Genomic DNA, 12,925 nt, shown 5'->3' with positions numbered 1-12,925 from the left:
GAAAAAGCCTGTCTATATTATATCGTGTTTTTGGCGTAAGACCTTCTACTCTCGACAGACCTCTTCTTTTTCTCCTTAAACAATTAACATTTAATTATTTGCGATTCCGGAAAGACTCGAACTTTCAACTTCTGGTTTAACAGACCAGCGCTCTACCATTGAGCTACGGAATCTCTTTTTGTACTTTCGGAAGTATCCGAACCTTCAACCTTCGTGTATCAGATCGATGCTCCAATCAAGTGAACTACGAAACCTGTTGTACTCCATAAGGGAATCGAACCCTTGTCGTCCGGTAGAAAACCGAATGCACTAACCTCTATGCTAATGGAGCAAATGGTCTGGAAAGCAAGATTCGAACTTGCGACCTCCCGCGTCCAAGGCGGGTAAACAACCACCGTTATCTTTACAGTTTTGCAGATTCACTTTAAAAACCGTCTCCGAGAGACAGTCGGATTTGAAGTTTTTTTCAGTGAATCTTTGCGGTCTATGCGAGAATCGAACTCGCAGTGCCCGAGAGACAGTCGGGCAGGTTAGCCATTACCTCAATAGACCTTTTTTGCGGAGAGCAAAGGAATCGAACCTTCACTACTGTCGTAGAACTCATTAGCAGTAAGCCGCAACAAACCAATATTTGCCTGCTCTCCTTTTGTGGCCTCGACAGGAGTTGAACCTGTAACCCTGGGTTTAGAAAACCCATCCAATTGAGCTACGAGACTGGTGTAATCCCAGAAAGACTTGAACTTTCAACCCCTAGTTTAAAAGACTAGTGCTCTAACCAATTGAGCTATGAGATTATTTTTGTAATCGCAGAAGGACTCGAACCTTCAACCTTCGACGTATCAGGTCGATGCTCCAACCAATTGAGCTATGCGATTTTATAGCTTTGGGTATCTCCGGGAATCGAACCCTGTTCTCCGGTGCCACAAACCGGCGCTTTACCAAATAAGCTAAAGAAACCATAAAAAAAGCGCCTCTTTTGGGGAGGCGCTTTATATTTGATGTATCAGTTCATTAGCTGATCCCTATATATGGGCACCTCTTATCCACAAATTTACTGTCAAGAATACATGTATATCCTTTCGGCTCCTGTCCGTATACTCTTGAAAACTGATTAGATATGTTATGTAATTGTTTCATTATATTCTTGTTATTTAAAAATTATTTTTTGTTGATAGGTTGCAAACTTGTTGCTTTTAATTTTCGGTTGCAAAGTAAATATGATTTTTTTTAACTCGCAAATTTATTTTTCAATTAAACATTTGAAAATCAAATAATTATGATTTAAATTTAGAATAGAGAATTTCTGTCCGTAATACTTTACAGATAGTTTAATTACCTAAATGACTGTCTCTCATCGGTTTACTTATCACTCTTTATTTACTTATTAATTGTCCATTATTAATTAAATAATTTTCACTTTTATGGTTATTTTTTTTCATTCTAAATAATTTCTACGCTAAAAACACAAAAAACGCCCCGACAATCGAAGCGTTTTTGCAGTATTTTGATTAAATTTTTACGAGTTTACAGTAAATAATTTCCAAAGCAAGCACATTTCGCCTCATTCCATATTATCCATTCATATCCAAACGATCCCTTTAGTACAGGGTGATCGCATAGATTTAAACTGATATGTGCTCTTTGTATTGTCATAATTATATTGCCGCAAAGATAAATCTTTTTCTATATTACTTGACCAATTTTAATATCCAAACATTTTATTTCTGCCCATTTTATATCTCGATATATCTTTTAAAATCACCTCATCTTCGGGGTTGAAGTGTTTTAATTCATTTACAATTTCAGAATGAGCTTTCATATTTTCTGAAATAATTTCGTAGGCAATATTTCTGGTTGTAGACTGAAGTTCCGGAGTTTTTTTAAATTCATATTTCATTGCTTCCAGGTAGATTAATTTTTTATCGGAAGGAGCCTTTGCATATAAATCCAGAATTTCGTCATCCAGTTTTTTTACATCAAAAATATTATTGAAGTAATTATTAAGGCAATTGAATGCATCTTTATTTTCATTCCAGCCTTTTAATAAAATCTTTTGAGCTTCTTCAGGTTTTTCCATTTTTTTACGGTAAATTAAAGATGCTTTTACCATTTGATTATATTTCACATACTCATCTGCAACTATCTGATAATAAGAATCTGAATTTTTAATGTCATTAATCTCTCTATATAAATCCCCTACTTTTTCATTATATCTAAGTTCTTTGCAAAGATCAATTGCTTTTTTGTACTGTTTGGCTTTTTCATAGCAAGACGCAGCTTCCGATTTATTGTGTAATTTTTTTAAATAAATTACAGCCGCTTCATTATATAATTCCCCTTGTTCCAGAGTTTTCGCACCACGATAATTATCCCTTAAAAGATTTATATAAACTTTGGCTGCATTTCTGTAATCTTTTTCATCAATATATTTCTGAGCCCTATCTTCATACATATTATGAATCCTATCAAAAACTGAGGTTTCGATATAGAAGCTATTTCCGCCCATCAACCTTCCTGCTCTTCCTGAATGATTATCTCCATTTTTCTCTTTATCTGACTGAAAAATAACAACAATAAGGATGATAACTGCCACTACAGCGAAAACGATGAGCGTACCGACAACTTCCCAAAAACTTTTGTGAAAAAGCTCAGCCAAAATGCCTAATATTTTAATAAATATCAGAATACAAAGCGCTGCAATGAATTTATCTGTAAACTTTTGCTTATCCATTTTTATCAGATTTTAGGATGGTTTTATCTTTACTGAATAAACGGTAAAGTACAACTACCACACACACAATGAGCAACCACACAAACCAGTTGTATCCAAACATGTTGATTAACGGATAGAAAATATAAATCAGCATTCCCAAGAGAATTACTACTAATAAAACTTTCACTCCTACCGGAAGATCACCGCCCCCGAGATCAAAATAATTTCTTCTTACCAAATAGTTATAAATTCCCACTGCACCTATCATAAAAGCAATCAGCCAAATGATTTCCATAAAGGAAGTGTTATTTTTAGGCGAAGAATTTTCCAATGCCTTCAAATTGTCTTTTCCGTCATGAATTACGGGCAAATCCGGCTCTTCTTTCGTTCCGTAATAATGTCCAAGAGAGTCAATCATTAAGATTTGCTTTTTATTCCAGACACTTCTTACAATCCCTTTATCTGCAGGTCTTCCGTTATTGGCCTTTTTGATGGAATCTGCAATTTTCCGTTGATAATTTTCAGCATTACTTTCTACCTGCTTCGCTATCTTTTTTTTATAAATCCTTTTCAGAGAGTCTTTAGATCTCCTCATTTTATTTTTCGTGATTGCGATATCGTTTTCCACTGTTTCCAGACTTCTTCCGCCTTTTGCTTTATGATCCTCAATGATCGACTCATCATTGGCAGAATAGACATGCTGTGCTCTCGATAATTCTCTTGAAAGATCATCCCGTTTCTCTCTATATATAGAATCAATTTTTATATCAATTTCAGTTACACCGGATTCGAACATCAAAGGATCTGAAGGTATTTTTGAAATTTTACCTGAATTATTTCCTGTTGAATTTGTAACAGCTTCACTTTCCTGTGGAGAAGAATTCATTTTGTCCCACTTTAAAGCAAATCGAATGATCGAAGCAATAATCAAAATAACCCAGAAAATCCAGAAATAACTTCTTTTTTCTGAACCGTTTTGTCCATTCGAAAAACCTCCTGTATCTCTTCCATTTTGACCTCCACCGAAAAGATCTTTAAGCCAACCATTATCAAAGGTAAATTTTCCAAAACCATCGCCTCTGGAAGTTCCCATTACGTCTAAGGGAACGCCCAAATCAACAATTCTGTCAGGATGCTGTTCAATATATTTTAAATATTTCTCAATTTCTTTTTTATTTCCCGCCATCACTTTTTTCATGTCAAAGGGCAGGTCTTTCATCCATTCTTCGTCAGTTTTTGGTTTTTGAAGTGCTTCTAAAACCCTTTCATCATCCATCTCTACCGTGTAATTCTCAATTTTCTGAGGAATTTTCACGCCATTTGAAGGTTTTCTTACGGTAGAATTATCTTCAACAGGATTTTCAATCACATCAAGCCAGTCAATTTCTGCGGATAATTTTACCAGGCCAAAATCAGGATGCATGATAAGATATTCAGCATCCATTTCTCTCCATTCTTCGGGAATGATCTGAGGGTAAAAAATAGTATTTTCCGGAATGAACAGTTTATCCTGTACACTTTGGAAATAAGCGTTTTTTCCAATTTCGTCTGGAGCAAGATGATTAAAAATCAAAAAACATCCGTATAAAACATTCGGTTCGTTTGAAGGAATGGCAAATGATTTTATCTGATTCAGATTAATGCCCAAAAATTCCATTTCCCGAAGCCATACTAAAGGTGAAGAGCTTTTGATTAAAAGTCCTTTCTTAGGATAAATATTTTTCGGAAAAGGTTTAATTCTTAGTTCCATAATCCAAAATATGTTTAATAAAAACTTTCATATAATCAGAATACATTTCATCCATTTCTTTTACTTTCAGCCTGCTATTTTTTGGCAAATAATATTCTGAACCTCCAAAATCTTTTTCTGTAGCCAAAGCCAGATAACCATAGTGTGTAGAAGGCATATAAAATGTAGGAATATGCTTATTGCTGCTCATGAATGTAAGCATTCCGCGAGGGTCTGTTATGATTTCGCTTCCATCTTCAAAAGTGAATTTATTTTTGTCCTGGCTGGCCAAAACTTCAATATCTATATAATTTTTATGAAAATTATATACATTATCAAATTGTCGTATTAATGCCAGTTTTGAAACAACCAATTCCTGAGCTTCATTAATTCCTATTTTACCAAAATTGCTTAAAATATTTGTCCCGCCATTTGATAATCTCGCCAATTCCGTTATATTTCTCACATCACGTCTATCTATATCTTCATTCATTTCCATCTGCTCTATTGAAATGTGTCCTTCAATATTTATTTTAAAAATTGTTGGAAAACCATCCTGATAGAGATAAAAACTTCTGTTAAAATAAATCAGCCTGAAATTCAGTGGTATATTTTGCCCTGTTACATTCAGTTCAGAATATTCTTTTGTGTTTAAATTTAGCTTTGAAAGCAACTTTTTATCCGGTTGGTATTGGCAAAGCACATATCTTCCGGCTTTATCTTTAGCTAAAGCAAATTGTCCTTTCGGTTTTACGGAAATATTTTCAACTAAAACTTCAGAACCACGATGAATACTTGAGTTTAAATAAATATTTTTGTTATAATAATTATCCGACAGATAGGTCTTTAGCAGCTGTTTTTTATTGGTTAAAATATAAAATTCCCCTTCATACAAAAATGTTGCAATTCTTTGTTTCGGAGTTGGAAACAATAACGGATAATTCAGCGGAACCGGAGTTTTGCTTCCATTTACAGAAACATTATTTTTAATTTTTCTCTTTGGAGGATTTGCCCACAATTCCTGCAGCGGAAGTAAAATTTTCTGTATATGCTTTTTCGTTCCCTTATGATGTTTATAAAAATTCAGTTCACCATCAGAAGAGGTTGTCACCACAAATTTCAGTCGGTTTCTGTTTTCATGGATAACTTTTTGAAGATTTTCATTGTCTAAATTTTCTTCATTGGTAATAAAAAACACTTCTAAATCCTTTTCCGTTCTTTCTTTCTGGAAAAATTCCTCCAATACAGGAGAGACATCCAGTATCCCGCTAACTTGGTTCAGGTTTTCTACAACGTCTTCGATATTATCCAGTGAAATAGGGATAATCCTTTTGCCCAAAGCAAAAACTTTGCATTCAGAATGAGCTTTCGGATGTTTTATAATCGCAATCGTAGAAGCAAAAGCTAATACTTTTGGTGTCCCCCAGTTTTTAAGTGAAGTATCAATTAAAATTATTCTTTCAAAAATATTTTCTTCAGGCGGAATTTCGCGCTGGATAAAAAGCGCTTCATTATTGGCAATTCTACTGATAAAAATCTCATCTTCGTTGGCAAATTCAGACAAAAGCATTCTGTGAAGTTCACCTTTATTGGTCATATCCGAAATCCCTCCAATTGGCTGTTCACCAGGAGAAAGATGCTTCATCGGAATTTTCAGACCGCTCCAGATTCTTTTGATCAGACTTCCAACCTGAAAAGTTTTCGGTTCTTCGATAAGCTCCTGGATGAAGTCTCTATTTCCACTCTCGACGGTTGCATCATCTTCTACAATTTCTTCTTCTAAATTAAGATCTTCAATTTCATCTTTTAAAATATCAATAACAGATTCAGCCGTTGGAAATCTTCTGTTTAAATAGATAAATATTCCTAAATCATTAACAACAAATGATGGTGTTGCATATTTTTTAACTGCACATTCTGAAATTTTATGCGGTCTTTTTCTGTATCTTCCTAGAATAAGCTCAGAATTTCCTGAAGATATCCTTATTCCAGAAGTATTAAGAAACAAAGAATGTAAAAGAATAATTCTATTTTGTCCTTGTTTATAAGCCTTTGGTAAAACTTTTATTTTTTCAAGAAATTCAGTGGTTTCATCAATAACTTTACGAACATCTTCTCCAGAGCCGTAAAAATTCTTGACGGGAGCCAAAATCTCATTAAAATCTATACAGCCATCTTGTGTTGCATATAAGGTCAAAAGTAATGAGCTGAAACTTGGAAAACCTATTTTCAACGCTTTCAAAACCTCAATAACATATGCTCTGTACGCTATTGCTCCTACCTTCGGAATTGAAATAAGATTATTTTCATTATAACCCGAAGCATCCGGAACGTCTTCATCAGTCGTCCATTCCCAGAAATAATTTTCATACGATTGGAAATATTGGTTTAAATCCATTCTTGTGATTTTTCAGTGAGACGAAATGAGCTTACCGATAATTTTCGGAAATCATTTTTATCGATAGCCAAATAACTTCCGTTTTCGTCCCATAAAAGCCATTTGTTCTGTCCTTCATTATATTTTTTTTGTAATAATAAGCTTAGATTTTTAAACTCAAAATCTAAGCCTGCCGGTAAAAAATGATTGTCTTTCATCCAAAAAGTTTTCCCGGGAAGACCCAGCAAAGGTGTTCCCAAAAACAAAGCTTTATCATTAATAACGACCCAGTCTATTTTTTCGAGTTTAAACTTTGGTAAAGCAATGATATTATCTTTAATTTCATGCATTGAGCTTAACAAAGCGATTGCGGGTTGCTCTTCCTCACTGAATATTAATTTGGCCCGGACTTTTCCATCAATTCCAAAAAAATTCTGATTTGAAACTGGAAAAGTAAGCGGTAAAGCCTTGTGAATCGACATCCAAAGTAAAGCAGTTCTCATTTTTTTACTCGGAACCAATGCATCTTTCCTGAATAAAAGCCCGTCACGCAATTCATAAAGCAAGAAATTCGGCAACTGCTGAATTTCCGAAGAAACAGCCTGTTCTTCGGTAAAGCCTCTGAGCCAGATTACATCATCATCCACCGCAATCTGCAGATTTTTCCAATCACGGATTGAGCCTAAAAAATCTTCATCAGCACGAGGAAATTCTGCCCAAAATTCTATCATACGCTTTGAAGAATCTTCTGCCATAGACTTTCGATTTCTTTTTGAATATATTGTTTCTGTTCAGGATTTTTTATCCAGTCACAACGGGTTTGCAGGTATCTCAGTTTATCTTTAATCACATTTTGCTCTTCAAAATTCAATGTTTCCCCTTCCCATTTTTCGATTAAAATTTTCACATCTTTCATTACCTCTTCCGGATTAGGTGTTTTATTTTGTAAAGCTTGTGGATGAGACTGCGGATTTTCATCTTTTTCAATCGTTCTGTTGATAATTCCTTCCAGTATTTCAATCTGTTCTTCTGTATCCCAGATATGTTTCAACACCCACAAATCAGAAAGAACAGCTTCATTTCTTCCACAAATCAAAGCACTTGCCGCGATAAGATTCTGCAGCTTCACCGCTCTACGGTCGGAAATTGCAATTCCAGTGTTTCGAAGGCTTATGATTGTATTCAGATACACTTCATAAATCGGTTTCAAATCAATTGTTTTACAAAGGTTTTGAAGTTCTTTTATTTCATGCGAAAGAATTTCCGGCGTCTCCGTTTCAATGTCATTTTCCAGCTTTCTTCCTGCTAAAAGTACCTGCTGAAGAAGATCCGGATTTACATAATCAACATTGATTCTAATTAAAAAACGGTCGAACAAAGCATTTAGTGCTTCATCTTCCGGAAGAACGTTACTCGCTCCCACAAACATCAGAGCCGGGAGATGCTTAGTTTCTTTCCCTCGTTTGAAAATCTTTTCGTTCAAAGCCATCAAAAGCGAGTTCAAAATTGCAGAATTTGCATTGAAAATTTCATCCAGAAAAACCATTGAAGCCTCCGGCATCATTCCTTCCGTATTGGTTAATAATTCACCTTCCTTTAATTTTCTGATATCAAAAGGGCCAAAAATTTCATTCGGTTCTGTAAAACGTGTTAAAAGATATTCGAAATTTTTACCGTCTTTTACTGTTTTTGCCAAAGTTCTTACAATGGCGGATTTTGCTGTTCCCGGAGGTCCGTACAAAAAGGCATTTTCTCTGGCTAACAGACAGATTCCCAATAAATCAACCACATCATTTTTTCCTACGAAAGTTTGTTTGACGTAATTGAGAACTGTGTTTAACTTTTCAATATTTTGAGTCATTATCTTCGTTATTAATTGTTTTTAATTCTCTCCAAAAAATATCTTTGTATAAGCCAAATTCTGCTATCAACAACTGATTGATATAAGGAATTTCAGCCAGCTTATAAGCTTTCTTTTCCACAATTCTTTCAAGATATAATTTTCGGTATGTTTTATCTTTTAATTCTTCTTCCCAATTGATTTTTTCCAAATCTAAATCATAGCCAATTCCTGAATAATGAAATGGCAGCAAAATTTCTTCCAACATTTTTACTAAAACATCTTCAGGATCTGCAATGGTAAGCACTTCAATTATTTGCGGTAAAAACCTCAGTGATAAATCCGCAGATAATATTGAAGAAATATCTCTTATTCCTTTAAAAGCGGGAATTAATTTGTTCAGATCTTTTCCCGTTCCTTTTCTTATCAGGTGCATCTGCACACTGTGATACAAAACTTTTGCCGCCCAAACTGCCGTTTCGCGGTTACAACCTGTTGTATCCGATAAAAATTCCAGTTTTTCTTTTTCAAACTCGGATTCTAAATAATCACCGGCATCCTGCTCTTCTTTTTTTGTAATTTCCTGGATATCTGTGAAAATTGTAATGCATTCATCCTTTCGAAGCAGAAATAAAGTATCTAAAAATGGGGATTTGGTTTCCATCATCTAACAAAAATAAAAATATTATTTGTGAATTGTAATCTTTAAATGAATGATTGATAATTAAATAATATTTTTTCTTTTGTTTTAAAATATAATCAAAAACAATTTTATATAATGCTACTCCAGATTCCTACGGAATGACAAGCTTGATTACTATTGTCAGGTTTCTAAAATAATGACAGAAACTCTAGCCCCGATTGTAGTGGAAATCCTTTTTTGAAAAAAAAGATTGCAACGGAAAGCGGGATATAGCTCCTGAAAATAAGTAATCAATGACAAGGCGATGAGTAATTGAACTCGCTTCATAGCTCTGCTTTCCACAGTGACGTTATGAGTCAAAAAGTTATTATCTTTGCACATTCAAATAAAAATTATGAGTATTCACATCAGTGCAAAAAAAGGAGAAATTGCTAAAGTTTTGTTGCAACCGGGAGATCCGCTTCGTGCACAATATATTGCCGAAAACTTTTTGGAAAATATAAAATTGGTAAGCAAAACAAGAGGAATTTTCTATTATACAGGTCTTTATAAAGGAAAAGAAATTTCTGTAGGAGCGAGTGGAATGGGTTTTCCAAGTATCGGAATTTATTCTTTCGAACTGTTTACAGAATATGAAGTGGAAACGATTATCAGAATCGGAACTTGTGGTGCTTATAATACGGATTTACAGCTTTTCGATATTTTAAATGTTGAAAATGCTGCAAGTGAAAGTACTTATGCAAAATATGCATGGGAAATTGAGGATGAAATTCTTTCTCATCAAGGAAATATCTTCAATACCATCAGCCAAACTGCAGCCGAATTATCTTTAAAAACTAAAGCAATCAACGTTCACAGCAGTGATATTTTCTACAGAAAAGATCCGGCAGTTCCTGCCATTGCTACAAAATATAACTGTCCGGCTGTAGAAATGGAGGCGTTTGGATTATTTGCCAATGCTCAATATTTAGGAAAAAATGCCGCGACAATTCTTACTGTAACAGATATTATTCCCACTCACGAAAAAATTTCAGCTGACGAAAGAGAAAAAGCATTGAAACCAATGATGGAACTGGCTTTGGAATCAGCCTTGAAAAGTCTATAAGCCGAGAAGCGAATAAACTAATCAAAAAAAATAAATTTTGCAGATTTGCATAAAAAAAGAGCTTTATATTATTTGTAAAGCTCTTTTTTATATTCCGAAAAAACTCCATAGCTCGATTGATTATTTCATCGTGTTCATCGTTAAATTGTTTATTGGCCAAATTGATCCCAATATCAATAAATGTATTCATTTTAAAATATTAATCCACAAAAATGAAAAACAAGTACGCAATCTTTTTACGTTACTATTTTATCCATTAATAAAATCCTCAAGAAAGCCTATCAATTGCTTTCCCCCGTGATTCCAGCGAATCCCGTGGCCATTTTTTTCCCGAACTTCAAAAACAAGCTCATGTTTATAGTGAAAGAAAACATTCCACCATGTTTTATTTTCCAAAATGTAACTGATTTTCTTCATTACCTCCTGCTGTTTCTGTTTATTATTTCCTTTTAGTTCACCCCAAAATTGATCATCTATTCTTCCAACATGCTTTTCCCAAGCTCTTTGCGCGACGGTTATTTCTTCATTAAAAGATTTCTCACAAGCCTCAATTAAAATATGTTGCAAAGGCGGGATTGCCCTTTCATCACGAATACTTGCTGCCGTTAATCTTTGTCCTAAAATATCCAGCCAATGCTCAAACGGAATTTCTTCTAATCTCTGAGCTTTAATTATTTCTGATTCTTCACTTTGAAAAACAGAAATGAACCCATTAAAACTTTTAATTCTGTCGATTTTTATCTCTTCATTAAAATAAGGCAACTCCCAATCTGAAATTTTATTCCGGAAATTTTGAAGATTTTCACTAATATGTTCTAAATGTTCTTTCGTCAACGCTGCATGATATTTCTCTTTCCAGGCGTCAGAAAATAATGGGATATATCTTTCTAACAAATTCATTTTTAAAATATTTTACAAGATTAATAGAAAACTTTTCGTCAACAATTAAATTACCAAATAAGATTAAGAAGCTTCTTCTGCATTCAATATTCTATATACTGAACTTTTAGTTTTAATTTTTCGGCCTGTTTTTACTCCAAACAAAGAATCATCTCTTGTATTTTCTATGATTACTATTCAAAAATAAAGAATTTAAAAATTATTTCCTGCTGAAATATTTCTTTTTATTAGAACTCCAAACAAATATTTTCTCATTTTAAAGTGATTAAAAATCAAAAGCAAAAAACAAACATAACAATTTATAATTCAGATAATTAAATAATATAAATTTATAAATTTATAGATTATTTTTATATATCTATACTTCTTTTGCTTTTTTCTAACGAAGCACTCTTGTAAGTTTGTTTCAGGAAACTAATTCTTTCTCCTAAAGCATATTTATAAAATGTAAAAAAATGAAGTTGTATACAGTTTTGTTCTTTCTTTTCTTTCAAATTTTATCATCTCAATCACTACAAAAAATAAAGATTGTAGACGCTCAAGATAAATCACCTATCCCAAATGCAAGATTAATATTAGCTAATGAAGTTTTATATACTAATGAAGACGGAATGGTATTGATTCCCAACCAGATATCTGCTATTGAAATTTTCAATTCCGGATATGAAAGTAAAAAAATAACTCATATTGATCCTGTAATAGAATTAAAACCATTATATAAAGAGATTGAAGAAGTGAAAATTATTAATGTCAATATAAAAAATATAGTCATTGATGTTTTTAAAAATTACAGGAAAAGATACTTTGACAAACCATCTCTTTATAATATCATTTACAGGCAAAAAAATACTAGTGATGGAAATCTTTCATTATTGATGTTGGCAGAAGCAAAACTTTGGTCAAAATCAAATATGTACAACTACAAAAACACTCTGCAGGAAAATTATGATGAATTTGTACAGATTGAGCTTAATAATATTAGATATTTTAAATCAAAAGAAGCAGAAAATAATATAATACAAGGTTCTTCATTAGACCAATCAAAAGATTTTGTAGGTAATATTTTTTTCAATTATGAATTGAGAAGGTTTACAAGCTATCTTGAAAGCAAAGACATCAAGTATTCTGCAAATGTGATTAGTGAAAATGGAGATGAGCAAACAATACAATTTAAAGCATCATCACCCAGTGGAATCAATGTCTCGGGAATAATAATCTACAATACCTTAGACAAAGTCATCCTTCATTATGAGCTTAATTATGAACAAAGTAAATGGCCTTCTTATAAAAAACAGACAAAAGATGGCCTTGAATATGATTTCAAGCCCGGAGATGGTGTTGTCGTTTTTGATTTTTACAAAAAAAATAAAAAATATATTCCTTCACAGGCTAATATGAAGGGAGATTGCTATATCACCTATGACAATATAAAAAGCGTTAAAACATTTGAACGAGAAATTATTTTTCAAACATTCGACGAAACAGATAGCAAAGGTTTTGAAAACAAAATAGATTTCAAAAAAAGCTTATGGGAAAACATCCCCAACCAAGAGCAAAAAGACAGCAAAATACTTTTATCAAAAGAAGAACAGGATTTTATCGATCAAAAATAATTTAT

At 33.2% G+C, this 12,925-nt stretch carries 9 protein-coding genes and 8 tRNA genes; 2 read left to right on the top strand and 15 right to left on the bottom strand.

What is annotated here, in order from left to right:
* Positions 1–101: 101 nt before the first annotated feature.
* From ACM39_RS12750 to ACM39_RS12695, 14 genes are all read right to left on the bottom strand, one after another.
* Positions 102–173, bottom strand: a tRNA-Asn gene (locus ACM39_RS12750).
* Between the two features lie 86 nt (positions 174–259).
* Positions 260–331, bottom strand: a tRNA-Glu gene (locus ACM39_RS12745).
* Positions 332–334: 3 nt separating this feature from the next.
* A tRNA-Pro gene (locus ACM39_RS12740) sits at positions 335–409 on the bottom strand.
* 71 nt (positions 410–480) lie between these two features.
* Positions 481–552, bottom strand: a tRNA-Asp gene (locus ACM39_RS19230).
* Positions 553–649: 97 nt separating this feature from the next.
* Positions 650–715: transfer RNA gene (locus ACM39_RS19225), tRNA-Arg, on the bottom strand.
* 5 nt (positions 716–720) lie between these two features.
* Positions 721–794: transfer RNA gene (locus tag ACM39_RS12735), tRNA-Lys, on the bottom strand.
* A gap of 7 nt (positions 795–801) precedes the next feature.
* A tRNA-Ile gene (locus ACM39_RS12730) sits at positions 802–875 on the bottom strand.
* Positions 876–884: 9 nt separating this feature from the next.
* Positions 885–952, bottom strand: a tRNA-His gene (locus ACM39_RS12725).
* Positions 953–1,702: 750 nt separating this feature from the next.
* A complete protein-coding gene (locus ACM39_RS12720) occupies positions 1,703–2,731 on the bottom strand; it encodes a tetratricopeptide repeat protein (protein WP_048511420.1) in 1,029 nt (342 codons plus the stop codon).
* Positions 2,724–4,463, bottom strand: coding sequence for a hypothetical protein (locus ACM39_RS12715; RefSeq protein ID WP_048511419.1), 1,740 nt, complete (start codon positions 4,461–4,463; stop codon positions 2,724–2,726). The genes ACM39_RS12720 and ACM39_RS12715 overlap by 8 nt, the downstream gene beginning before the upstream one ends.
* Positions 4,447–6,840 (bottom strand): hypothetical protein, encoded by a 2,394-nt coding sequence (locus ACM39_RS12710; RefSeq protein ID WP_048511418.1) that lies wholly within the window; start codon positions 6,838–6,840, stop codon positions 4,447–4,449. Before ACM39_RS12710 ends, ACM39_RS12715 begins: the two co-directional genes overlap by 17 nt.
* Positions 6,831–7,574, bottom strand: a complete 744-nt coding sequence (locus ACM39_RS12705; protein WP_048511417.1) for a hypothetical protein — start codon at positions 7,572–7,574, stop codon at positions 6,831–6,833. Before ACM39_RS12705 ends, ACM39_RS12710 begins: the two co-directional genes overlap by 10 nt.
* Positions 7,547–8,680 (bottom strand): AAA family ATPase, encoded by a 1,134-nt coding sequence (locus ACM39_RS12700; RefSeq protein ID WP_048511416.1) that lies wholly within the window; start codon positions 8,678–8,680, stop codon positions 7,547–7,549. The genes ACM39_RS12705 and ACM39_RS12700 overlap by 28 nt, the downstream gene beginning before the upstream one ends.
* Positions 8,664–9,323 carry a hypothetical protein gene (locus ACM39_RS12695; protein ID WP_048511483.1) on the bottom strand — a complete coding sequence of 220 codons (660 nt, stop codon included), beginning with the start codon at positions 9,321–9,323 and terminating at the stop codon, positions 8,664–8,666. Before ACM39_RS12695 ends, ACM39_RS12700 begins: the two co-directional genes overlap by 17 nt.
* Positions 9,324–9,696: 373 nt before the next feature.
* Here ACM39_RS12695 and deoD point away from each other — a divergent pair, with 373 nt between their 5' ends.
* Positions 9,697–10,407 (top strand): purine-nucleoside phosphorylase, encoded by a 711-nt coding sequence (deoD, locus tag ACM39_RS12690; RefSeq protein ID WP_048511415.1) that lies wholly within the window; start codon positions 9,697–9,699, stop codon positions 10,405–10,407.
* A 249-nt stretch (positions 10,408–10,656) separates the two neighbouring features.
* On the opposite strand, the gene ACM39_RS12685 is transcribed toward deoD, so the two are convergent.
* Entirely contained in the window at positions 10,657–11,307 is a 651-nt protein-coding gene (locus ACM39_RS12685; RefSeq protein ID WP_048511414.1) for a hypothetical protein, read from the bottom strand.
* A 455-nt stretch (positions 11,308–11,762) separates the two neighbouring features.
* Between ACM39_RS12685 and ACM39_RS12680 the strand changes: the two genes are divergently transcribed.
* Positions 11,763–12,920 carry a hypothetical protein gene (locus ACM39_RS12680; protein ID WP_048511413.1) on the top strand — a complete coding sequence of 386 codons (1,158 nt, stop codon included), beginning with the start codon at positions 11,763–11,765 and terminating at the stop codon, positions 12,918–12,920.
* The last annotated feature ends 5 nt before the right edge of the window (positions 12,921–12,925 follow it).

Origin of the sequence: Chryseobacterium sp. FH2, from assembly GCF_001045455.1 — a bacterium.
Classification (GTDB): Bacteria; Bacteroidota; Bacteroidia; order Flavobacteriales; family Weeksellaceae; genus Chryseobacterium.
The sequence above is the reverse complement of the archived record's forward strand: the minus strand, read 5'-3'. Positions and strand labels throughout refer to the sequence as shown.